The 23,419-nt window shown below is 44.0% G+C and carries 21 protein-coding genes and 3 pseudogenes; 14 read left to right on the forward strand and 10 right to left on the reverse strand.

Features of this window, described 5'->3' with window-relative positions; genetic code table 11:
- Positions 1-33: 33 nt before the first annotated feature.
- Together ACM0OZ_RS05145 and ACM0OZ_RS05150 are read right to left on the reverse strand one after the other, a co-directional pair.
- On the reverse strand, positions 34-240 hold the full coding sequence (locus ACM0OZ_RS05145; protein WP_414581740.1) for a hypothetical protein: 207 nt from the start codon (positions 238-240) through the stop codon (positions 34-36).
- A 126-nt stretch (positions 241-366) separates the two neighbouring features.
- Positions 367-1,451 (reverse strand): IS630 family transposase gene (locus tag ACM0OZ_RS05150; protein WP_414581741.1). Its coding sequence is split into 2 segments (ribosomal slippage): positions 367-977 and positions 977-1,451, totalling 1,086 coding nucleotides; the frame shifts between segments, so codons are not numbered across the junction.
- 474 nt (positions 1,452-1,925) lie between these two features.
- On the opposite strand from ACM0OZ_RS05150, the gene ACM0OZ_RS05155 reads away from it, so the two are divergent.
- Positions 1,926-2,198 (forward strand): GlsB/YeaQ/YmgE family stress response membrane protein, encoded by a 273-nt coding sequence (locus ACM0OZ_RS05155; RefSeq protein ID WP_414581742.1) that lies wholly within the window; start codon positions 1,926-1,928, stop codon positions 2,196-2,198.
- Positions 2,199-2,457: 259 nt separating this feature from the next.
- Here the strand turns inward: ACM0OZ_RS05155 and ACM0OZ_RS05160 are convergent, their stop codons facing one another.
- Positions 2,458-2,745 carry a hypothetical protein gene (locus ACM0OZ_RS05160; RefSeq protein ID WP_414581743.1) on the reverse strand — a complete coding sequence of 96 codons (288 nt, stop codon included), beginning with the start codon at positions 2,743-2,745 and terminating at the stop codon, positions 2,458-2,460.
- Positions 2,746-3,010: 265 nt separating this feature from the next.
- Here ACM0OZ_RS05160 and atpD point away from each other — a divergent pair, with 265 nt between their 5' ends.
- Together atpD and atpC are read left to right on the forward strand one after the other, a co-directional pair.
- Positions 3,011-4,459 (forward strand): F0F1 ATP synthase subunit beta, encoded by a 1,449-nt coding sequence (atpD, locus tag ACM0OZ_RS05165; RefSeq protein ID WP_414581744.1) that lies wholly within the window; start codon positions 3,011-3,013, stop codon positions 4,457-4,459.
- Between the two features lie 102 nt (positions 4,460-4,561).
- Positions 4,562-4,975 (forward strand): ATP synthase F1 subunit epsilon, encoded by a 414-nt coding sequence (atpC, locus tag ACM0OZ_RS05170; RefSeq protein ID WP_041040376.1) that lies wholly within the window; start codon positions 4,562-4,564, stop codon positions 4,973-4,975.
- 471 nt (positions 4,976-5,446) lie between these two features.
- Here atpC and ACM0OZ_RS05175 read toward each other — a convergent pair whose 3' ends face one another.
- On the reverse strand, positions 5,447-5,908 hold the full coding sequence (locus ACM0OZ_RS05175) for a hypothetical protein (protein WP_414581745.1): 462 nt from the start codon (positions 5,906-5,908) through the stop codon (positions 5,447-5,449).
- A gap of 297 nt (positions 5,909-6,205) precedes the next feature.
- Here ACM0OZ_RS05175 and ACM0OZ_RS05180 point away from each other — a divergent pair, with 297 nt between their 5' ends.
- Complete coding sequence (locus ACM0OZ_RS05180; protein ID WP_414581746.1) at positions 6,206-6,673, forward strand: hypothetical protein; 468 nt, start codon at positions 6,206-6,208, stop codon at positions 6,671-6,673.
- 129 nt (positions 6,674-6,802) lie between these two features.
- Positions 6,803-7,432 (forward strand): annotated as a pseudogene (locus ACM0OZ_RS05185) (WD40 repeat domain-containing protein); the annotation flags it as partial.
- A 19-nt stretch (positions 7,433-7,451) separates the two neighbouring features.
- Here ACM0OZ_RS05185 and ACM0OZ_RS05190 read toward each other — a convergent pair.
- Complete coding sequence (locus tag ACM0OZ_RS05190) at positions 7,452-7,751, reverse strand: 30S ribosomal protein PSRP-3 (RefSeq protein WP_041040380.1); 300 nt, start codon at positions 7,749-7,751, stop codon at positions 7,452-7,454.
- 319 nt (positions 7,752-8,070) lie between these two features.
- Here ACM0OZ_RS05190 and ACM0OZ_RS05195 point away from each other — a divergent pair, with 319 nt between their 5' ends.
- Together ACM0OZ_RS05195 and ACM0OZ_RS05200 are read left to right on the forward strand one after the other, a co-directional pair.
- A complete protein-coding gene (locus tag ACM0OZ_RS05195; protein ID WP_414581747.1) occupies positions 8,071-8,901 on the forward strand; it encodes a TIGR01548 family HAD-type hydrolase in 831 nt (276 codons plus the stop codon).
- A 91-nt stretch (positions 8,902-8,992) separates the two neighbouring features.
- Entirely contained in the window at positions 8,993-9,784 is a 792-nt protein-coding gene (locus ACM0OZ_RS05200) for a Tab2/Atab2 family RNA-binding protein (RefSeq protein WP_414581748.1), read from the forward strand.
- Positions 9,785-9,829: 45 nt separating this feature from the next.
- On the opposite strand, the gene ACM0OZ_RS05205 is transcribed toward ACM0OZ_RS05200, so the two are convergent.
- Positions 9,830-11,056, reverse strand: a complete 1,227-nt coding sequence (locus tag ACM0OZ_RS05205) for an alginate O-acetyltransferase AlgX-related protein (protein ID WP_414581749.1) — start codon at positions 11,054-11,056, stop codon at positions 9,830-9,832.
- A 19-nt stretch (positions 11,057-11,075) separates the two neighbouring features.
- Positions 11,076-12,419 (reverse strand): MBOAT family O-acyltransferase, encoded by a 1,344-nt coding sequence (locus tag ACM0OZ_RS05210; protein ID WP_414581750.1) that lies wholly within the window; start codon positions 12,417-12,419, stop codon positions 11,076-11,078.
- Between the two features lie 773 nt (positions 12,420-13,192).
- Here ACM0OZ_RS05210 and ACM0OZ_RS05215 point away from each other — a divergent pair.
- Complete coding sequence (locus ACM0OZ_RS05215; RefSeq protein WP_414581751.1) at positions 13,193-13,954, forward strand: metallophosphoesterase family protein; 762 nt, start codon at positions 13,193-13,195, stop codon at positions 13,952-13,954.
- A 17-nt stretch (positions 13,955-13,971) separates the two neighbouring features.
- On the opposite strand, the gene ACM0OZ_RS05220 is transcribed toward ACM0OZ_RS05215, so the two are convergent.
- Positions 13,972-14,841 (reverse strand): M48 family metallopeptidase, encoded by an 870-nt coding sequence (locus ACM0OZ_RS05220; protein ID WP_414581752.1) that lies wholly within the window; start codon positions 14,839-14,841, stop codon positions 13,972-13,974.
- Positions 14,842-15,090: 249 nt separating this feature from the next.
- Here ACM0OZ_RS05220 and ACM0OZ_RS05225 point away from each other — a divergent pair, with 249 nt between their 5' ends.
- A complete protein-coding gene (locus ACM0OZ_RS05225; RefSeq protein WP_414581753.1) occupies positions 15,091-15,627 on the forward strand; it encodes a DUF4330 domain-containing protein in 537 nt (178 codons plus the stop codon).
- A 288-nt stretch (positions 15,628-15,915) separates the two neighbouring features.
- Here ACM0OZ_RS05225 and ACM0OZ_RS05230 read toward each other — a convergent pair whose 3' ends face one another.
- On the reverse strand, positions 15,916-16,050 hold the full coding sequence (locus tag ACM0OZ_RS05230; protein WP_414581754.1) for a hypothetical protein: 135 nt from the start codon (positions 16,048-16,050) through the stop codon (positions 15,916-15,918).
- A 130-nt stretch (positions 16,051-16,180) separates the two neighbouring features.
- Between ACM0OZ_RS05230 and ACM0OZ_RS05235 the strand changes: the two are divergent.
- The 5 genes and pseudogenes from ACM0OZ_RS05235 to ACM0OZ_RS05255 form a co-directional block, all read left to right on the forward strand.
- A pseudogene (locus tag ACM0OZ_RS05235) lies at positions 16,181-17,224 on the forward strand (RNA-guided endonuclease InsQ/TnpB family protein); the annotation flags it as partial.
- A gap of 345 nt (positions 17,225-17,569) precedes the next feature.
- Positions 17,570-19,099, forward strand: a complete 1,530-nt coding sequence (locus ACM0OZ_RS05240) for an RNA-guided endonuclease TnpB family protein (RefSeq protein WP_414581755.1) — start codon at positions 17,570-17,572, stop codon at positions 19,097-19,099.
- Positions 19,100-19,132: 33 nt separating this feature from the next.
- Positions 19,133-19,303 (forward strand): annotated as a pseudogene (locus tag ACM0OZ_RS05245) (zinc ribbon domain-containing protein); the annotation flags it as partial.
- Positions 19,304-19,474: 171 nt separating this feature from the next.
- The gene (locus ACM0OZ_RS05250; RefSeq protein ID WP_414581785.1) at positions 19,475-21,199 is read left to right on the forward strand and encodes a hypothetical protein; all 1,725 of its coding nucleotides are present in this window, start codon (positions 19,475-19,477) and stop codon (positions 21,197-21,199) included.
- Positions 21,200-21,414: 215 nt separating this feature from the next.
- Positions 21,415-22,089 carry a serine/threonine protein kinase gene (locus ACM0OZ_RS05255; protein WP_414581756.1) on the forward strand — a complete coding sequence of 225 codons (675 nt, stop codon included), beginning with the start codon at positions 21,415-21,417 and terminating at the stop codon, positions 22,087-22,089.
- 357 nt (positions 22,090-22,446) lie between these two features.
- Here the strand turns inward: ACM0OZ_RS05255 and ACM0OZ_RS05260 are convergent, their stop codons facing one another.
- Positions 22,447-23,340, reverse strand: coding sequence for an alpha/beta fold hydrolase (locus tag ACM0OZ_RS05260; protein WP_414581757.1), 894 nt, complete (start codon positions 23,338-23,340; stop codon positions 22,447-22,449).
- Positions 23,341-23,419 lie beyond the last annotated feature (79 nt).

Genomic DNA, 23,419 nt, shown 5'->3' on the forward strand with positions numbered 1-23,419 from the left:
AAATATAGTCTAATATAGTCAGGTATAATCCTTTCAAGGATGAACCTGACATGAAGCTAGCAGACTATGCAAAAGAATTAGGTATGCAGGAGGGCTTCGCCGTGAGGCTTCGACGGTGAACTCAGCCGAACCGCGCTCAGCCGAACGGTTTCCCGACAGCAGGCGACTGCGTAAGTCCTGCGGACAGGCTATGCCAACAAAGCAGCGTGACAGTTCGCCCAAGCCGCGTGCCGCAGGCATAGGGTGTGCCGTAGGCTAGGACGCCAACATAGGAGGAGAAAATCTTTATGAATGATTTAGGACTGCTATAGGATTCCTCCGCAGATTTTTGAAATCCACGTAGCGTGGGCAATGCCTACTATAGGACTAGTATTTGATTTTTGAAAAAGCTCCGTACATCTGGAGAGACATAAAATCAAAGGCAGTGTTTCTGATAAACCACTCAAACATCCACTTTAAATGAGAGAATGTTGGAAGCAAAGCACAAAAACGTCGAACCCAAGTTTTTGCTTGCAGCCAGATATCCTCAATAGGATTTTGTGATGGGCAGTTGGGAGCAAAGCGGACACAGTGAATTTGCCATTGTTCTTCAGGTAAACCTTGGTTTACCTCGGCTAAAAAGCCTTGGACAAGATGGGAACGATGGTAAGAAGCACCATCCCAAAAAATAAGTAATTGTTGGTTAGGTGACTGGGCTAATAAATAACGTAGATAATCAATCGTATTTTCTGAATTACCTGCGTCATATGCTTTAAGAAGTACTTCTCCTTGGAGATAGTCAACCGCTCCATAGTAGGTCTGTTTGTCTCGCTCATTGACGACTGGAACTGCTATTTCTTGATCAGTTTTTCCCCAGACATACCCACTTAAATCTCCCCAGAGTAAATGACACTCATCTAGTAGCAATACTCTCAACAGTCCTGATTCTATTTCCTGTCGTCGGCTTGCCAACAATGTTTCAATCTGTTTTTTTTTATTGCCACAGCTTCGGAATCGGCTTTTGGATTGAGTTTTGTGCTTTTCTTCCAACTAATTCCTGCCGCATCAAATAAGTCGTAATAGCTTCGTTTTGATTCATAAGTTACATCATATTCAAAAGCCAATTTATATTCGAGTTCACCAAGTTCCCAAGTATCTTTCGTTTGCAACCAACTTAATACTTCTTCTCGCTGTTCATCACTCAGGTAACTGTTTCTTCCTTTATGATTTAAGCGCAGTCCATCTATTCCCAGTTGCTCGTAATCTTGTTTCCATCCTGTTATCGAACCTAGTGACACATCTAAAATCGTCTTAATCTCTTCGTACAAGTAGCCTTGATAAACTAGCTTCACTGCCAACGCTTTCCTTACCTCACGCGCTTCTGGGCGAAGAGCAATAAATTCTTGCAGTTCTGCGATTGCCTCCGGCACTGCCCCTTGGGCAATCGCATCCTGTATATGCTGATTTCTCATTGTTTGCTATTAGACATATTTACCCCTCCGTATTCTCTCGTAATCTTTTTCAAAAATCAAATCGGATTCCTATATATCTGGGTTATATCTGGGTTTTGCTGAGCATTGCCCACCCGAAAGATACTTAAATTTTTTCACAAATCAAACCGGACTGCTATGTATTATCTTCTTATTAAGAGAAAGCTCAGTTTAAACCTTAGCTTTATTCCTCAAGTAGAGGCTACATCTCATTAAAAATGCATATACTGCAATTACCAAGCAATAATGAATTGATAAGCCCCTAGTATGAGACCTAACTAGGAGCTTTTTCTTAATTTTTTATTTATCTTAATTAAGACATATGCCTTAAGATAAGTAGCTATTCCAGTATTCCTCTCGGTCATTCATAAATAGTTCTGTTGACAGATTGGATACCAATATTTGAATTGTTAACCTGTAACTATCAAATCAAAACATTCATTCAATGTAACAACAATGAACATTCTTGCTTGGGTTGTATTAGGTCTTTTGGCTGGTGCTATTGCTAAAGCTATCTACCCCGGTCATCAAGGCGGTGGAATTTTAGGAACAATCTTGTTGGGAATTATTGGGGCTTTTGTGGGCGGTAGTTTGGGCCTCTTCTTTACCACAGGTACCTTGACCTTGGCAGCTCCTACTCTCAGCATTCCCGGTATTGCTGTAGCCGTTATTGGTGCAATTGTTGCTGTTTTCTTGTGGAACCTGTTAACCCGTAGGGGTGCTGTCTGAGAAATGAAATCATAATCAATTTATAATAAACTTCAGGGAAGTATTTAGGTATTATTTATCCCTGAATCTAACGATAAATGTAGCGCTTTTCTGTAGTCCAGGGAGGCGCTATTATTTTTGATAATTTGATACAAACTGATTTAGGACTGCTATAGCGGTTCTCATATGAGATTTGTTTAAAATATCACTTGCAAGTCACGCGTAAAGGAATGTTGGATAAACACGCTTGATAATGCTGGGTGAGGTCAGTTCATCAACATTATGATACGGCTATCTTGGAAACGCCAAGTTTACTTCGCCAAAGTTGACCACAAAGGAACAAGCCAAACTTGTCCCAACTGTGGAGCGTATACTTAAGAAAAAATTTTGTTGCTATCTTGAAAAGAGCGGCTGAAATGACGCAAACACCCTGATAGTTCTTGTAATGCGGTATTTTCATGACTTTAGTTGTCAGCGCTCGCACTTCGATGCCCGCATTCGGGCGATCGCCTGCTCCAGGTGCGCTTTGCTCAATCGCCCAAAAAGTAGTCTGTTTGGGTATTGCCATATGCCCAAAGGTGAGCATCTACGCGTGAAAATCGGGAGTGGGGACTGAGGTAAATTGACAAGAGCCGCCTTTGTTGTTTGATAGGGGCGCACAAGCGAGCCATAACAGAGCATAACCTACTTACCAACCGATAGCCTCATTCTTAAGGAGAAATTTAAGCGTAATAGAGGGGATCGTTCAGTGCTAATCTTGAAGATGAGATGGCGTTTATCTTATGTCTTTCTTGACCTTATCTGAAAGATAGCTTCAATTATTAAGGCTCAGCATGGTCACCACTGCAGAAAAAACAAACGTTGGTTACATTACCCAAGTCATTGGTCCGGTTGTAGATGTTAAATTCCCTAACGGTAAAATGCCGGCAATCTACAACGCTTTAACCATCACAGGCACTAACGAAGCCGGACAACAAATCTCAGTTACTACCGAAGTACAGCAGCTGCTAGGTGACAACCAAGTCAGGACTGTTGCCATGAGCTCTACTGATGGCTTAGTGCGTGGTCTGGAAGTCGTTGATACTGGCGCTCCCATCAGTGTGCCTGTTGGCAAAGCCACGCTGGGTCGGATTTTCAACGTCCTTGGCGAACCGGTAGACAATAGAGGACCTGTCAATTCTGAAGAAAAATTGCCCATCCACCGGGATGCTCCCAAATTCACAGAGTTGGAAACCAAACCCTCTGTGTTTGAGACCGGGATTAAAGTTGTTGACTTGCTAACTCCCTATCGGCGTGGTGGTAAGATTGGTCTATTTGGCGGTGCTGGCGTAGGCAAAACCGTCATTATGATGGAGTTGATTAACAACATCGCCACACAACACGGTGGAGTGTCCGTGTTCGCAGGAGTGGGTGAGCGCACTCGTGAGGGCAATGACCTTTATAACGAAATGATTGAATCTGGGGTGATCAATAAAGACAACCTCAACGAGTCGAAGATTGCCCTAGTTTACGGTCAAATGAACGAACCACCCGGAGCAAGAATGCGGGTTGGTCTGTCGGGATTGACAATTGCAGAGTACTTCCGCGATGTGAACAAGCAGGACGTGCTACTGTTTGTTGACAACATCTTCCGGTTTGTACAAGCAGGTTCAGAAGTGTCAGCTCTGTTGGGACGGATGCCTTCTGCGGTAGGATATCAACCGACATTAGGAACCGACGTAGGTGCATTGCAAGAGCGCATCACTTCTACCAACGAAGGGTCAATTACCTCGATTCAAGCGGTGTACGTACCTGCTGACGACTTAACCGACCCCGCACCCGCGACCACCTTCGCTCACTTGGATGGAACGACGGTACTGTCTCGCGGTTTAGCGGCTAAGGGAATTTATCCAGCGGTTGATCCACTTGGTTCGACTTCTACCATGTTGCAACCCAACATTGTTGGCGAAGAACACTATAAGACCGCTCGTGCTGTACAATCAACTCTTCAGCGGTACAAGGAACTTCAGGACATCATCGCCATTCTTGGTTTGGATGAGCTGTCTGAAGAAGACCGTCTGATCGTGGCGCGTGCACGGAAAATTGAGCGTTTCCTGTCCCAGCCGTTCTTTGTGGCAGAAGTATTTACCGGCTCTCCTGGTAAGTATGTGAAGCTGGAAGATACTATCAAAGGCTTCCAGAAGATTTTGGCTGGTGAGTTGGATGATCTGCCAGAGCAGGCTTTCTACTTGGTTGGCGACATTAACGAAGCGATCGCCAAAGCCGAAAAACTCAAAGGTTAGTCATTAGTCCTTAGTCCTTAGTCCTTAGTTCTTATCCAAAGGACTAAGGATAAATGGCAAATGGCAGCTGACAAATGACACAGGACAAGTGACAAAAGACAAATGACATTAACTGTTCGTGTAATTTCCCCAGATAAAACAGTGTGGGATGCTGCGGCTGAAGAAGTCGTTTTGCCCAGCACGACTGGTCAGCTTGGTATTCTCAGCGGACACGCACCACTATTAAGCGCCCTAGATACGGGTGTTATGCGAGTACGTCCTAGTAAAAATCAGGATTGGGTGGCGATCGCTTTGTCAGGTGGCTTTGCGGAAGTCGAACAAGATGAAGTCACAATTCTGGTAAACGGTGCTGAGCGTGGTGACAAAATTAATCTAGAAGAAGCCCGTGCTGCTTATAACGAAGCAGAAACCCGTTTAAATCAGGTAAAACCAGACGACAGACAAGCACAAATCCAAGCAACTCAGGCTTACAAACGCGCCCGCGCTCGTTTTCAAGCTGCTGGCGGTTTGGTTTAAATGCTACTAGGTAGGGTATATGCCCTACCTCTTGATTTGCTTAGTTCTGCCAATTTTGCTTCACTAAAATCAAATAGCAGAAACACCACAATATTTCGATTTTTGGATCTAAACAAAAGCCAAAATTACTTCCTGCTCAAAGAATACCTAATTTAACGTAGACGCGCAGCGGTGAGGCAGCGCTGCAGGAGGGTTTCCCGACCCAAGCGACTGCGTTCGTCGTAGACGTGCCGTTCGGCGTTCGCGCAGCGTGTGCGAAGCACTCAGCCGTGGCGTTAGCCATAGGCATACCCGAAGGGCGTGCCTATGGCTACAGTCCTTCAATGGGTTAGATGATTACAGCGGTTTGCAACCCAGAGTAAGGTACACCAAAGAAATAATGAACCACTCATGAAACACTGATAGAACACAGATAAATAATTACTTCATTATCTGATGAGATGCATCGTTTGAGTTTCTGGGAGTAAACTGCTATTTCCAAAACACAAACCCAAGTTTTTGCTGACCTGCTTTAAAAGAACAGAATTCATTGTTTTGGATTTGGTTAATCCCCTGTTTAAACTCAACAGAGGGATTTGGGACTGAGTCTAGCACTGAATAAATTTCCCGCAGCGCATCCGACCATAGTCCTTGGTTAGCAAAGTATTCGACTCGTGCCAAAATAATTTTCTCTGCACTGGTTCCGGAAGCTTCTTTTTCCCTGTTCTCCAGTTTATTCAACTCACCAGTGATGCGATCGCGTTTTTCTGACTCCATAATCCGAAAAGGTACCTGACTAGGAAGTTGTTCCGGAGGAAGTGTCTCGCGCCAAAAGTAATCTTCACCTGGTTGCAATGGCTCTCCCTGATAAATAGTCTTGCGAGTTGTTGGGTCCAAAGTTTGACGCCACATTAATTTCTTGCTGCGGATATGGCGTACTTCTATTCCCTCCATTTTTCCCTCCCATAAGAATAAAGGTTGAGTACTCCAAACTTCTAAATTTCCCTTAGTTTCATCTTGGTCTTTGGGGTTCTGGTAGCAATGGAACAGGAATGTACGTTAAGCCCAAGATGCTTACTGTAATTGAGTTTGAGCCGTCGTCCTCAAATCTGTCTATTCCTGTGATAACAATGTTTATCACAGGAATAATAAGCTCAAAGACTAAATTATCGCTTTTGATGCGACATTGAAGAAGGTAGAAATTTTATCGTTATCACAGGAATCAGTCGGAGCGCGTACATTTTGGTTCCAATGCTACTCGCACGCGCTTATGCTGAAACTAGCAATCGTCGTGTTGTTAACGAAGTTTTGCGGCATGGCAAGCACATAAAAACTGAGAATGTCTCAGTTAAAGGATGGCAAAAAATATATGGGAAAGCCATCTCTGCTAAGTCCCCAGGATTTGTCCAATCAGAACTGAAGCTTAAGGCTGAAAGAGCCGGAGGTTCGTTCACAAAGTTCTCTACTCAGAAAACAGCGCTATCTCAGACTCATCTGGACGGTAGTCGCATCAAAAAAACGTTGTCAGAACGAGTTCACCGCGATGTAACGGGTGTCCCAGAGCATCACCAGGACTTGTTTAGCGCATTTTTGAGTAGGTCAGTTAATCAGAATCAGTTGGTGTTGCAAGATGCAAAAGAGCAGTATCTGAGGCTGGAACCAGTCTTGTTGGAGGCACATCAACGTTATTTAACCCGCAATTCCCGTAAGCGCGTCTGAAAGCAGGCTGCCTGATTCACCCTCAGAGCGGGTCTCCAACGAGCTACTAACCTAAGCGCCAGATAGCCAAAAAGGGCGACAAGCTAGACGTGGATGTGGCGTGAATCCCCGTGTATGCGCGACCGGGGAGGGTTCAATCATGCAGTAAAATCAGTCGCTTTCAGCCCAGATGGTGAACTACTTGCTAGTGGTAGCTGGGATAAAACTGTCAAACTTTGGGATATCAAGACTGGAGAAGAAATCTCTACGCTGACTGGACACCAATTACAGGTGAGTGCAGTGGCGTTTAGTCCTGACGGTCAGCTTCTGGCTAGTACTAGTTTTGACAGAACTATGCGCTTGTGGTCAAAGGGAGAATTGAAAAACCGCCCATACTACACCTTCTTAGGTACCCTTTCAGGTCATGCATGGGCGGTTTTGACAGTCGCTTTCAGTCCCAATGGTAAGGTTGTAGTAACTGGCAGCGATGATAACACTATTAAATTGTGGGAAGTAAACACTGGTCAGGTCATTGGCACTCTTTCAGGCCATTCCTGGTCGGTGGTCACATTGGCTTTCAGTGCTGATGGAAAAACACTGATTAGTGGAAGTAAAGACAAGATAGTTAAACTTTGGAACGTCAGCACAAAACAAGAAGTTGCAACTCTCTCTGGTCATGTAGACTCAGTGTCTACCGTTGCTATTAGCCCTAATGCACAACTGATTGCTAGTGGCAGCAGGGATAAAACCATCAAACTCTGGGAGCTTGTTCAACAGTAGGGGAGTTTATTATACACCTTTAGGCGCTACCTGTAAAGCCAACTTCCGGAAATCTTAACTGAGCTTCAGCCATTGGGCGGTTTCTGCCTTCTTCTTGCCAGTAGTTAATCACTTCTGTGGCTTTATTCAGCAATTCCACCCGATCCAGTTCAGTAATCCAGTGTTTGGACTCTAGCTCTTTTTTTAACTCTTCCCAAGCATCATTTCTTGGCCAGAAAAAGTACTTAGTCAAAGGACTTGTGCCTTTGCCTACGACTTGATCAACTGCTAAAGCGACGTTTTCGTCTAACCACAGTATTTTCAAAATAAACTTGGACAATCACACCTCCCCTGGAGTATCCAGGCAACACTGATTAACATATGCGACGCCCTTTGCGCGCGAGAAAAGCACCATCGCGCGTACACGCCCACAGGGTAACTTTAGCGAAACCCTCTCCCTAAAGCTTCGCTTGGGGGCAACCAGGCGAAACCTGGTTGAGGCGTAGGGCGCACTCCGCGATCGCTTATTCTAACGCAATATCTACCAGCTTTCCAAATAAGCAAAATTACTATTGACTAATGAAGATGTACAGACGCTTCAAACAGCGCGTCTCTACAATGACTAATGACTAATAACTCATGACTCATAACTCATAACTATGACCCAAAAACCCTCAACAAAAGCAATAGTCGTTTTTGATATTGACGGCGTTGTGCGCGATGTCGGTGGTTCTTATCGACGAGCGATCGCAGATACTGTAGAGCATTTTACACAGGGAGCGTATCGCCCAACACCACTCGACATAGACCAGCTCAAGTCCGAAGGCACTTGGAATAATGATTGGGAAGCATCCCAAGAATTGATTTACCGCTATTTTGAAACTCAATCCTACTCCCGCGAGCAATTGCAACTCGACTACAACGCCATTGTTGCCTTTTTTCAATCGCGTTATCGAGGACCAGACCCCCAAAATTGGACGGGATATATCTGCAATGAACCCTTATTGCTACATTCTAGCTACTTAGAGGAACTGACAAAAGCTGAGATTCCTTGGGGATTTTTTAGCGGTGCGACTCGTGCTTCTGCTACCTATATTTTGGAAAAGCGCCTCGGCTTGAAGTCGCCAGTATTAATTGCAATGGAAGATGCACCAGGTAAACCAGATCCGACTGGACTTTTTGCTACCGTTCGCTTGTTGGACTCCTACGAGCAAGAAAAAGGTAAAAATATTGACAAATTAACGCCAGTAGTGTATGTGGGGGATACGGTAGCTGATATGTACACGGTGAAAAAGGCGCGTTTGAGGGAACCTTCTCGAACTTGGATTGGTGTTGGTGTTTTACCCCCTCATGTACAGCAAATAGTAGCACGTCGTGATGCCTATGCTGAGAAATTGCTAGATGCAGGAGCATCTATGGTTTTCACCAACGTACAACATTTGAGTTTGCTTAGAATTGAGGAATTACTGAACGAAACAGGTTTGAGATAGATGTAGGTGATATTTTGTGGAGGTAGGGGGTGTAAAGCCGCCCCGCCTTTATCCTACAAAATTCAACACATCTGCTTAATGCGTAAGTCCTATGAAAATCTGGCAAGCTGATTTTTATCGTCGTCCGCAGACAGAAGCATCTGAACAAGTTATGTGGGAGTTGTTGATTTGTGACGCAACTCGTAGCTTTGAGTATCAGGCAACTTGTCCGCAGTCGCAAGCAAGTTCAAGTTGGGTTGCTTCTCAACTTCAGCAAGCAGCTGGAGAACAACTGCCAAATGTTATTCAGGTGTTTCGTCCTCAGTCTTTGAGTTTAATAGAACAAGCTGGACGCAGTTTAGGCATTTCTGTGGAACCAACTCGCCGCACTTTGGCATTAAAACAGTGGTTGCAAGAAAAGCAATATCCTATATCTTTGGATAAACCACCCCCAATGCCATTAGCAGAAAATCTTTGGGGAGAAGAATGGCGTTTTGCTTCACTGACTGCTGGTGATGTGGTAGAGGTATTTGGCGATCGCCCCATCCCAATTCTTGAAATGCCAGAATATCTCCTACCGATCAATCTTGGTTTAGCATCAACAATACCTGTTCCCGGTGTCATCATTTATGGTGGAAAACAATCAATGCGTTTGGCACGGTGGCTGCAACAAGTTCATCCTGTAGGAGTAAACTACATTGTCGGCGCGCCTGATGGTTTAGTTTTAGAAGCTGGCTTAGTGGATAGATGGATTGTTGCCACATTTGAAGATAAACAAGTAGGAGTTGCTGCTAAAGCTTATGAACAGCGCAAGCAGCAAAGCCGGGGATTACATTTTTTGTTAGTGCAACCCGATGATTCTGGGATGACTTACACCGGTTTTTGGTTGTTACGTGAGGAGTGAGAGTGAACTGTGAGGGAGAATAATCTAATAACAAGCGGTGTGGGATTAGTTCAACTTACCTTGTTTGAGAAGAACAGCCCTCAGCAGTTGAAAGTGCGGCGATCTAAGATTAGCTTCGTTTTCTTCAAGAACAATCACTTGTGCTGATAGCAATGCCTGATAAGAACCTGGATCTTCTTGTTCAACTCCACACCCTCCTTTGCTAGGGTATCGGATGTGCTCGATTTGGAGGTAGTAGTAGTGATCCATTTGACAAAACATCTCAGATCTGTCAAGAACGTGCATCAATTGGTGGACAAAGCTACCTCCGACAACCGCCAACCGAATCGGCTGTCTATCCAACTTTTTGAAGCTCAACTTTGAAGAGGGAAAATCTCGGTTAGGTTGCCATAAATTCAATAATTGAAGCAAGTCAACATCACTTCCAATGGGATTGCGATCAATGGTCTGGGAAAATTCTATACCCGGCAAATCACGCCCTATAATCTGCGAAATCTTGGCAAGCAGTTCGCGAGTAGTGAGCGTGGCGGCGAGAGATGTCCAATGAATTCCAGTGTGCGGGAATAACTCCACAGGATATTTTCCCTTCGCATCAAGTACAATCTTGCTACCGTCGATATAATTCAGACCTGACTTGCCCAAAACACTGATTGCCATTTGGTACTCAATTCGCGGCGTGACAGGCGAACAATAGAACCCAGCAGGAATGTCCTCAGGATAATAAGCTGCCTTTGACGGTGTGATCAGGTAAATGAATGTTTGATTACGCCGATGGAAAAAATCGGCAACTTCCTTGAGTTCGCCGATCCACTTTTCAAAATCGTCGGAAGTCGCCGGCTGTTCAAATACTTTTACCAACTTCTTCTCTTGGTTGGGAACAATCTTCATACCAGCAGTGTTACAGTACTTCATCAAGTACGTCTTTTCGTATAGTTGCTCACCTCTGCCTATCGTAATCGAACCTTCCTGCATATATGACTTAGCGAATACACTGTAGTAGAGTTGATTCGTAGCCCTAATCACGTGCCTACGCAGAGGTATCTGCTCATTCAGCGAAGCTTCGACTTGCTTCTGGAAAGCTCCCGACATCAAGTTTTGCCACGTAAACTTAGGTGTGACAACTGTGTTTTGCATCCCCTCTAAGGCTGAACCTTCGAGCGACTCAACCCAAATCCTCACTTTATCACTCGTTACTTTGGAAGCTTGCAAGCTAAGTGGTAGCCACAATACGACAAAGACGAATCCGATGACAAGCCGCTCCAGTTTCTTCATAATCACGTGAGTTCGACAATTAAAAGCGAAAGTAAAGAAATGGATTAAATGTCACTGCCATAGTTTTACCAAGAGCGATGAGCGCAAACCCACTAAGTGCCAAGCTTTCCACCAAACGACTTGCCTTAAAAGATCGCCATACAGTCATGGCTGCATCGAAGTGCTTCACAGCCGGAACCAAACTCAAGATGGAACCAACTGCGATCGCTGTCCATTCGTTTGCAGTGAGAAAAATAACTGCTCCTTCTTTGCTGGTACTAAACATTGCATGAACGAATCCACTAAACTGTGCGATCGAAGTAGCACGAAATAAGGCCCAGCCAATCATGATAAAAAACAGCGTGAGAAGAAGATTAATCATGCTAGGCAATCGCTTGCTGAAATTCAGCCAGAATAATTTGTCCACAACCACAAACAATCCGTGATACGCCCCCCACAAGACAAATGTCCAGTTGGGACCATGCCATAAACCAGATATCAAAAAGCAAAAGCCAAGATTGAAATAGCTTCTTAACGTACCTTTACGATTACCACCCAGCGGGATGTAGAGATACTCCTTAATCCAAGTTGATAACGAAATATGCCAACGCTGCCAAAAATCGGTAAAGCTGGTTGCGATGTAGGGCATATTGAAATTTTCAAGCAAGTGAAAGCCGAACATCCGCCCTAACCCAATCGCCATATCCGAGTAGGCAGAGAAATCAAAATAAATTTGTAGGGTAAAGCAAATAACACCCAGCCAAGCAGATGTAAACCCAAGGTGCTGTGGCGGAATCGCAAACGCTTCATTGACGACTTCACTGAAGGTGTCAGCAAGAAGGACTTTCTTGACAAGTCCGAGTAGGAACCGCTCGAATCCCTCGAAAAAACCAGAACAAGTCCAGTTTTGCTCAATCAATTGAGCTTCGATATCGCGATACTTGACAATCGGTCCTGCAAGCAATTTTGGAAAAAGCAGAACATATAGTAGGTAGCGATGCAGTGAGGGCGCAGGCTTACTATGTCCGCGATAAACATCGACCAGATAAGTCATCTTCTCGAAAACGAGAAACGACACTCCGATCGGCAACGCGATATTGAGCAATGGAACAGATGGAAGTCTTACAAAATTGAGGATCGCGTTGATTGAGTCGAGGAAGAAATTGATATATTTAAAGTATAAAAGTATCATGACGTTAAGCATCACGCCAAACGCCATATAATTACGTGCAGTAGGAGTACCTTGCGAGTTAAATATCTGCTGACAAATGAAGTAATCAGCAATTGTTGAGAGCAGGGTAATCCAAAAAAATCGCGGCTCACCCCAAAAATAAAAGGCAGCACTCCAACACAACAAAGCAAACTCTCGCCAGCGAGCGCGCATCGTCAGAACAGTCGCCAGGGTGAGAGGAAGAAAAAGGAATAGAAATAATGGCGTGTAGAAAAGCATCAGATTGTACTAAATGTAAGTCTGACGAAGTGAAAAGTTGCTTAAAAGCTTACTGAACCAAGGGTTTAATCCCTTACCAGTGCAAAATTACCTATTTCTTCCTATACGCCACAGGCGCACCCTGCGCACCCTTCTAAGTACAAAGCGTTCCCCAAGAGATACGGGAACGTGATTCAATCATAGGTAGTTTTACAAAGGGATGGGAGCCGTCTAATTTACCTTGCCAAAGATAATGTCTTGTTGACAGCAGCTTGTATCCTCAAAAAAAGGTTTCAGCCGATTTGCCACGCTGTCCGGATAGAAATTCGAGATAATATTAATATCTTGGAGGTTAAATTGATATTTAAAGATTGCAAGCTCAGCTTTTGATAATTGAAAAATTGCGCTCTCCGCTGATGACAAGGTAAATATTTATATCCTACGGATGAACGTTCACTTAAAATAACAGGTTAATCTAAATGTAAATACTGAGGTTTAAGTTTAAAAAAAAATTAAAACCGAAACCCTAATTTTTGTTTCTAAAAATTAAATAAAATTTTATTCGTTTATATACTACAACAACGAACTCATTGTTGTTTACACTTACTTAAATTAGTCTTAATTATATGAAATAGATATTTTTGAGCTTTTTTTACCCACATTTACGAAATCAGTTGATTCCACACTGTAGTACAAGTATTAGGCAAAGTTATTGAACCACAGAGCTGATGAGCGCAACTAGCTACCGCCGAATTATAATTGGGGACGTACATGGTCACTATGAAGGTTTAATGACATTGTTGGAGGCAATAGCCCCCACATCAGACGACCAAGTCTATTTTCTTGGAGACTTAATTGATCGCGGACCCCAAAGTGCATATGTAGTCAAATTTGTCAAGGAAAGTTGCTATCACTGTCTGCTGGGGAATCATGAGCAGATGTTATTGAACATTTTTACTAACGGACAAGTTCCCACCTCAATGGTACAAGCATGGTTATACAGTGGAGGGCAAGCAACGGTAGCCAGTTACCAACAAGCCACAATACCTCATGACCATGTGGAATGGTTTAAGGGTTTGCCTACATATCTCGACTTGGGAGATATTTTGTTGGCTCATGCTGGTGTTGATCCCTCAATTCCGATGATAGAACAAACTGCTGAACAGCTTTGCTGGGTGCGCGACAAATTTCACAGCATAGAAAAACCCTATCTGCCTAATAAGCTGATTATCGTCGGTCACACGATTACCTTTACCCTCCCTGGTGTAAATCCTGGTAAACTGGCACAAGGACAAGGGTGGCTCGACATCGATACTGGCGCTTATCATCCCCGAAGCGGCTGGTTGACGGGGCTTGATGTTACAAATCAACTGGTTTATCAAGTCAATGTCCATAATAATAGTCTGCGCACGTTGGCTTTAGAAGAAGCGGTGACAATTGTCGATCCAGCCAGAGTTGAGGCTGAACGCTGCAACAGGCGACGTGGATAAGTGGTTAGTGCTATTGACTACCTGAGCAATGCTTTGATGTTTGCTTGATAATTAGCATTATCCAAACCAGTACTTCCACTACTAGGTTGGGCGTTGATAGCAGTTTGCAAAGCTTTAATGCGATCGCTTGTTGCAGGGTGGGTACTTAAAAATGAAGGAGTACCAGAACTCTTTTTCAGTAGCTTTTGCATGAAAGAAACCATCCCCGATTGAGCATAACCAGAACGTGTTAGAGTTCTTAATCCTCTTTTATCGGCATCAAATTCATCATCACGACTGCGAGGACGGTTAAGGGCTAAGTCTACACCAATCCCCACAGCTTGATTGCGGTCTAACCCAGCTGCTGAGGCCAAACCACTTGCAAGTGCTTTTTGCCGCATCTGCTTTACTAAGTGCTTCCCGCCAATGTGACCAATTTCATGACCGATGACACTCGCTAATTCCGCTTCATTTTCTGCGGTTTTCAGCAAACCTGTGTTGACATACACAAAGCCCCCTAAAGTCGCAAAAGCGTTGATACTGTCATCATCAATAACTTGGAAGGTATACGCGAGATCGGGGCGATCGCTATTGGCTGCTAGACGCCGACCAAGTTGTGTTACATAATCATTAACTGCCGAATTACGGTAAAGCCGAAATTGACTGCTCACCAACTGCTTATTAATCTGCTTGCCAAGATCAACCTCTTGCCGAGGTGATATATTAGACAGCTGAATGACTTGCACTCCTTGTAAAATGAGAGGCAATAACCTTTCAGCATCAATAGCCCTAGCCGTTATTGGTGTAAATATGCACAAAAATAAGGCAACGACTATGGAAATTAACGGATAAAACCAAGGACGTCGAAAAAAACGGGGATTTATAGAAAAACGTTTCGTATTGATCATAAATCCGGTTTGAAAAGAGGTTTGGGGGAATCTAAAACTATAGGACGGATTCACAGCCCTATAAGTTGCATTCTAAAGTTGTTGCCAAGATAGAGCATATTTTCAAGCACGACAGCAACTTAAAACAGCAAAAACTCCGTCCGAAATGAGGAAGTTGTGATAAACTGTCGCATAACCTCAACGCCTAGTTGGTTGTATTGCCTATACTCTTACAATCAGTAACTTTGCTCTTATCTGGAAAGATTTTTTATGGCTATTTTAGATTCCAAAGGTCGTTTATTCGGTAAAATTAACATCCTCGATTTAGGTGCTGCACTGGTCATTGTGCTGGTAATCTTAGGCATCTTTATCTTCCCTGGCGGTTCCGGCTCCGTTGCCCAAGTCGGTAGTAAAATAGTACCTATCGAAGTAGACTTAATCGTTCGCGGATTAAACATCCTCGACACTCAACAGTTATATACACAAGGGTTTACAAAAGGTGGGAAAACTAACGTTATTATCCGCAATCAACCCCACGGTCAGATTGAGATTAAATCTGTGGAAGAGCTACCCAGAAACGTATTAGTTCCTCAACCTGATGGTTCTATTAAAGAATTGCCAGAACCGAACAGAGCAAATAACTTTAGCAAAGATTTACGTTTAACTTTAGCAGGCAAAGCAAAACTCACTGACCAGGGACCAGTTCTAGGTAACAGTAAAGTAAAAATCGGAATGCCAATTGAGTTAGACGGCTTTAACTACAACTTTAACGCCACTGTCATTGCTCTAAGATTGCTAGAAAAGTAGCATCTCATCTGTGTAGAGAAAAGCTGATCTGACTTTTCACGTCATGTGGAAAAACCAACGCGAAACCTAACCCCCCAGCCCCCCTTCCCTAAAAGGGAAGGGGGAGAATTTAAAGCCTCTCAAGAGCAGAACAGAGGAATGGAAGCGAGGTTTTCCTATTCAGAAGTGAAAAGTAAGAAAAGCTGATGAAAGCCTCCTATTTAAGGAGGCTATTTTTTCAGCTATTCCGGACAGGAGCCTCCGGCTCTATCTTTACCCAGATGGGCGGTGAGAGGAATGTCCGGCTGCTCAAGGTACGTCTGTTGAGTCGATTTCACTACTTGTGGGAACAGCGAGAGGGACAGTGCCTTGAGCAGCAATCTCTGGAATTTTTAACGAATCAATGAGGTCTTCAACAACGTGAGTCATTGTTGTGTCTTTCATTGTTGCGTATAAACGAAGCTTATCCATCCTACGTTTACTCATCCGTATTCTTAAATAATCGTCTTTCATAAAATCTCCTCTTTATATCCTCGTGTATGTTAGCATGGAAATATAAGGAGGTGACAAACAAATGAGAACAGCTTACCAATACAAGTTACGACCAACAAAACAACAAGCCATAGAAATAGACAGATGGCTATCTATGCTTGCAGCACAATATAATTATTTGTTGGCAGACAGATTTAATTGGTGGGAACAGAACCGTTGCCCAATAAACGCTTGTCAAGAGTGTTTGTCATATGCCGGAATTACGAGATAACCCAGAATACTACAGCCAAAAAAGAACTTTACCAATATTAAAGAAAACTCATCCTCATTACAAAGAAGTGTATTCTGATGTTTTGCAAGATGTAGTAGGGAGAGTCAAGAAAACTTTTGAACGTTTTTTGAGTGGGGATAGTAATGGTAAGCGTAGTGGAAGACCTCGATTTAAGTCTCGTGACCGTTATCGTACTTTTACTTATCCCAGGATTAAGGGAAATTGCATTATCGCCAACAAGATTACTTTGCCAAAGCTAGGTAGTATTAAGCTAATCTTGCATCGTCCCATACCAAATGGATTTACAATTAAGACTGCTTCTGTTACCAAGAAATCTGATGGCTACTATGTCACTCTCTCGCTAGAAGATCCAACAGTTCCATCTGTTAAGCCAGATATTAATCCTGAATCAATCACTGGAATTGACCTTGGGTTGAAGGAATTTTTAACAACTTCCGAGGGCGAAGCTGTTGCTATACCTCAACACTATAGAAAGTCTCAAAAACGGTTACGTGTTATTCAACAGCGGGTCTCACGCCGCAAAAAAGGTAGTAATCGTAGACGCAATGCTGTGAAGCAATTAGGTAAGCAGCATAAAAAAGTTACTGATAAACGTAAAGATTTCCATTTTAAAACAGCAAAACAATTGCTGTCTAAGCATGATGTCGTAGTTCATGAAGATCTTAATGTCAAAGGTCTTTCAAAATCACGACTAGCTAAGTCTATACACGATGCTGGATGGTCTAGCTTTTTGTCAATACTATCAAACAAAGCCGTTGGCGAAGCGTGCGCCTTTGGCGCATAAATGCTGGTTTGTTGGTAATAGCCGTGAACCCAAAGAATACCGAAAATAACGCGGGAGGCAGATAGCCCCGAAGTATGAAGTTCAAGAAATTAAATGAATTGAACCTCATACGTTATTTATATCGGGGTGGAATGCCGACACGGGCGCAATTTCGAGCCTTCAAGACTTCTTGCCCAAGACTCTATCATTTCGCTAACACTAACTTTGTTTTTTTGAGCTTCATTAACTAGCAATGTCCATGCGGTATCTGTCAGTAGGATGCCATGTCTTTTTTTAATTTCATCATGCAGTACTGGCACATTTCTAATTCTTTTTTTCCCTTGCCCTGTTGACATGATTAGAAGTGATGACTAAACTAATTGCAGGCTAACAAACAAAGGAGGTGATTGCAAGTTATGCCACGGAGTACTAAACCATCGTTTGTTTTAGAATTGCCGCTAAAGGCAGATAGCAAGCAAGACTCAGAACTACGATCAAGATTCAATGCAGCTATGCGGCTGTACAACAATGTGCTTGGAGAAGCTAAAACCAGGATGGTATTAGTACGTAAATCAGAGGCATACCAAGTAGCGAGAAAGATACCACGCGACCGAAAGAAAGAACGTAGTGACGCTTTCAATAAAGCACGTGAAGCTTATCGATTTACTGATTTTGATTTGCAATCCTATGCCAATAGAGCGGCTAAGGACTCAAAATGGATTGCTCAAAATATAGATGCTCAAGTTCAACAAAAACTGGCAACACGTGCGTTCCAAGCTGTTGAACGTGTTCTTTTTGGCAAGGCGAAAGATGTTCGTTTTAAAGTTGAATCTCGGTTTCGCTCTGTTGAAGGGAAAACTAACAAACAAGGTATTAGGTGGAAGAACGACCGTGTTGTCTGGTCTGGGCTGGAACTCCCAGCAATTATTGATACCGAGAACGTTGTTGTTCAGCATGGTCTTTCTTGCCCTGTCAAGTACTGCCGTCTCATCCGGCGAACCTTCAGAGGTAAGCGTAGATGGTTTGTACAGCTTGTCTTAGAAGGTACACCTTATCTCGGAGCTAAGAACTATGTTTCCGACGGACTCGTTGGTCTCGACCTCAATGTTAGCAACATTGCATTTGTCGCAGACAACTACGCTGGTTTGTTGCCTTTCGCTGATAAAGTTCCCACTTTCGCAAAGGAAATAACCAAGTTGCAGCAACAGATGCAGCGGTCACAGCGCATCAACAATCCTGATAACTTTGAACCAGATTTTGAGGCACCCAAAGGGCGTAAAACTGTTGTCAAAAAAGGTAAACCCAAGAAAGGTAAGCATTTTCCTTGGAAGAAATCTGCCAACTACCGCAAAGCAGCACAAAAGAAACGTGAGCTAGAACGCCGAAAAGCTGCTTACGCCAAGTCCCAAAATCGTTGCATTGTCAACGAAATTTTAAGGCATGGCAAGGACATCAAAACTGAAAACGTTAGTGTTAGGAGCTGGCAGAAGCGTTATGGTAAAGCCATTTCTGCCAAATCTCCTGGTTTCGTGCAATCAGAATTGAAACGTAAAGCTGAGAATGCTGGCGGTTCATTCACCAAGTTCTCTACTCAAAAGACGGCACTGAGTCAAACTCACTTGGACGGTAGTCGTATCAAAAAATCCTTGTCTGAACGAGTTCACCTGGATGTCACGGGTATTCCAAAACATCACCGCGACCTGTTTAGCGCTTTTTTGAGTAGGTACGTTAATCAGGATAAGTTGGTGTTGCGAGATGCTCAAAGCGAGTATCTGAGGCTGGAACCAGTCTTGTTGGAGGCGCATCAACGTCATTTAACCCGCAAGCAAGTAGGCGCGTCCGAAAGCAGGCAGTCTGATTCTCCCTCAGAGCGGGTCTCCAATGAGTCGCTAATCGCTAGCCAGATAGCTGAATCGGGCAAAAAGCTAGCTGAGGATGTGGCGTGAATCCCCGTACCTTCAGGTCGGGGAGGGTTCAAGTCACAAGATTGTTCTAGTTGTGGCGTAAAAGTACCTAAGAAGTTACATGAAAGATGGCATTCTTGCCAATGCGGCTGTTCTCTAGACAGAGACCACAACGCAGCTATAAATATAAGAAATAGAGCCGACGGGCACGCGGTTCTTAAAGCTCAACGCCTCCGCGCGCAGTAGCCGGATTGGTTGAGAAGCCCACACTGTACCTGTACTCAGGTCAGTGTGTGGAGTGTGTCACTATAATTGTTGATCATGAAACATTTCGCCCTCAAAGCCTTTACCTGGTGGTTAATGTGTCTTCTTCTTGCCTGCACCCATGCGAAGGCAGAGAATCAGTGGACACCGCAAATGGAAGCAGAATTTCAACAGCGGTCAAAATACGTAATGAAAAAACTTTCAGAAAGCAATTACGGAAATACTGCTTTTGAGGGCGAAAAAAAATCTTACCCCAAGGCAATGATTGATTTTCTTGGAGGAAATCAACAGAAGCCAATCTCTTTCCTACAATCTGAAGACGCTGACGCGAAAAGTCACGCTCACACCTTGGGAATTGACTTGTACTCTGGCTTTACCCTCAAAGGTCAAGTGCGCAAATACTTTTATTTTGGCAAATATCTTGACCCAGCATATCGTCAGCGGATGAAACAAGCAATGCAAATTTGGACAGAGGTCGATCCGCTGACGCGCCGCTTTCCTAACCGTCAACAGTTCTGGGCAAACTCAACAGATAACTGCGATAGTTGGGTAGACTGTCGTAACACTGATAACCTAAAAGCCATGCGCGAAGTGGCTGTCTATTTATTTGCTGAAGAAACAGGAAACGAAGCAACACGCAAACTTTACAAAGAACGCATCACCAGAAATGTCCGCACTCTCTACAACATTGGACAAGGTGAATGGGATTCAGAAAACTACCTAGGACACGCCCTCACAACCTACGTCAATCTTTATGATTTCGCCAAAGACCCAGAAGTAAAATCTGTTGCTAAATCTGCATTAGATTGGTTCTTCACTTCGGGGGCGCTGAAATATTGGCGGGGAGGATTTGGTGGTCCTTCCAAACGCGATTACAGTGAGGGGAACTGTGTTTGGTGTTCCCTCGCTACCCATGAATTAGGATTGTACTTTGGTGATTCACCCCGAAAAGACCCCAAACCTTCTCCCGACTTGGTACACCTGATAACGAGCAGCTATCGTCCACCATCAGCAGTAGTCGCCTTAGCACGCAAGCAATTCCAAAAGCCAGCAGAACTCCTCAATTCCAAACCAACATATGAAAACTGGAAACCTGGGGGCGACGCTGCACCAGAGTTTTACGAAACTCTCTATTTCGGTAACACCTTCCAACTCGGTACATTAGCTCAAGGTTCCGATGGAGACTGGAACGGCTTCAAAATGATGACATACAATTCTCAACGCGGCGTCGATTATTTGATAGCTGCAACTGGAACAGACCCTACTAAAATTTCATCATCGTCTGTAGGTGGAGATAATATTGCTCAGTACTGCAATTTGGTTATTTGGCTCAATAATAAACCTAAGGTACCATTCCAATTTTTTTTACCCAAGTCTGTCAAGCTAGAAACAAAGCAAGGTGTGACTTTCATCCGTTACGAAAAGACTTGGTTAGCACTAACGCCTATCAACTTGAAAATTGAGGGAATAAACCCCGCAGCCACTGAGAAAATCCGCGATAAATATCCCGATGACCAAATTCTAACTGCCGTAGCCAATGGTGACACTGAAAGCGGATTTGCTTTAGAAATAGGCGAGAACAAAACTCACGGCGATTGGAATCGATTTCAGCAGTCTGTGCTGGAAAAGTCCCGTCTCAACCTGAATCAGATCAAAGATGGCGTCGTTGAGTATCAAGGTGTTTCGGGAAAAATCAAGCTTCAATATCAAAAAGGATTACCGAAAGTTTGGCGGAACGGAAGTTTTCACGACTGGCGACAACACTACGGCGTCTATCAAAATGCTCAAGGTAGTAAAACGCCAATCTATCAAGGATGGAAACAAGGTCAGCTTGAAGTGACTGCAGGTGGTTATAAGTTTACAGGGGGTAGGCGGTAGGTAGCATATCTATCTATTGCACTCAACCCCCGAACCGCTATAATTTTTGCTCGAAGAGTCATTCACACGCCAATTTATCGCTCTTAAGTAGTTATAAAAGGCATTTCACGTAAAATGACCGAATGTTTCTCGATTTTCCACAAGTCGTTGTAATACCTCTTTTTAGGGTACTATATGGACAAATTGCATCTCACTTATAGTAGCCGGAACCCACTATGGATGGAGCAGATATGAATGGGCTAATTGAGAGTGTCCACCAAGAGCTACTCCCGAGGTTCCGAATTGAGAGCGTTAATCCCCACGACCCGGTGGAAGTCCGCCATGTTCCCAAACCCTGGCAGCTTCTCGGCAGGGGGAACTACGCTGCAGTGGTCTATCACCCTAACTACCCAGACCAGGTGGTAAAGATTTACGCGCCTGGACGCCCGGGCTTCTTTGAGGAGGTGGAGGTCTACCGCCGCCTAGGTTCCCACCCTGCCTTCTCTGAATGTCTGTATGCCGAAGATGGCTTCTTAGTCCTAAAGCGATTGCACGGAGTGACCCTCTACGACTGTATGCACCGTGGTCTGCGGATACCAAAGCAGGTTATACGAGATATCGACTCTGCTCTAGACTATGCCCGTAAGCGCGGTCTCCACCCCCATGACGTCCACGGTCGCAATGTGATGATGCACAAAGGCAGGGGACTGGTCGTAGACGTTTCGGACTTCCTTCATGAGGAGACCTGCTCAAAGTGGAATGACCTCAAGAGAGCCTATTACTGGCTGTACCGTCCCCTCCTCTCCCCGCTTCGGCTACGGGTACCCTACTTTGTCCTAGATATTGTCCGCAAGAGCTATCGCCTCTTGCGTCGCTTAGCTTCACGCTACTTGCACCAAGGGAAAAGCTGAACAAAACACGCAACCTTCCGCCTGGATAGCTGTTTTGCGCTGTAAGGGAAAATCATTAGTTCATCAATTGTATTGATAAATCTCTTGTAAAAGTCAAATTTGTGAAAATAAAACCACAGATGTAGACAAGGGAGGCGGCTTCCCGCAGGGTACACAGATGCACATCGATAAAAACACTGCCGTGGTGAGGCAGCGCGAATGACGGCTTTCCCTCGTGCCGGCTCTGCCGAAAGGGTTTCCCGACACTCGCGCAAGTGTCCGTTGAATTGTCTGTGTTTATCTGTGGTTCTAAATATCCATTGATCATACTTTTGCAAGAAGTTTAATCTGTAGGTTCTACACCTACCAAATCACGAACTAAAGCATTGGTAAAAATCTTCTGATTAAACTAATAGTCACCGCTGGTAGTTCCAATTGGGGTGTCAATCCCACATCATCTAACAACTGAAAAATACGGATTGCTTGCGGATTCAATTGCGCAAGACGACGACCAATTTCTGAACCTGTAAGTTGGGACTTTTGACCCCAGATAATTGCAGTAGGAGTTGTCAGTTGTTGAATATATACCGACAAATCAAAAGATAAGTCGCCACGTACAAAAGATAGCGCCGCGTATTCTGCATTGGGCTGCTGTGCTGACTCTAGGTAAGCATTGACAATTTCCTCATACACTCGAGGAGGTTGGGCAAATTGCCTTTGCTCTAAAAAGCTGCGAATACCTTCTTTTGTAGCGATTCCCGTACTGTACAGCAATCTGTCGAGAACGGGAATGCTGATAATTTGGGCAAAGATGTTGTTTAAGGCATCATTACCAAAATCAGAAAGTCCAGCAGGTGCGCTGAGAATCAGGGATTTAAATAATTCGGGATGGGCGATCGCCACTCTGATGATCAACCCTGCTGTCAGGGAAGAAGCAATGACTGTGACTGGTTGATTGCAAGTTTGTTGCAAAAACTCGCGAATATTCGTCAGATAATCTTCAATTGTGTAATTTCGTGCAGGATGCTCGGATCTACCCCAACCTATCAAGTCCGGTGCGATGATCCGATAGTCGGCGGCGAACGCCGGATAAACTTTTGACCACTCATATGCGGAAGAACCACCACCAAAGCCGTGCAGAAATACCAGTGTTTCCTTATCTGTACTTCCAGTATTCTGATCTTGCCAGGGTGATGCCTCATTAGTATAATACGTTACTTTACCTAAAGAGGTCATACTCGAGCGTTGCTCAAATCCTAGTGGCTGAAACATAGATATTAATCACGAGTTATTAGTCGTTAATTTCCTTGCCCTACACCCGCGTTTGTTTCATCTCCCTCCCCATCTTCTT

Origin of the sequence: Scytonema sp. PCC 10023 (genome assembly GCF_963920835.1) — a bacterium.
In the GTDB taxonomy this organism is placed as follows: domain Bacteria; phylum Cyanobacteriota; class Cyanobacteriia; order Cyanobacteriales; family Nostocaceae; genus Kalymmatonema.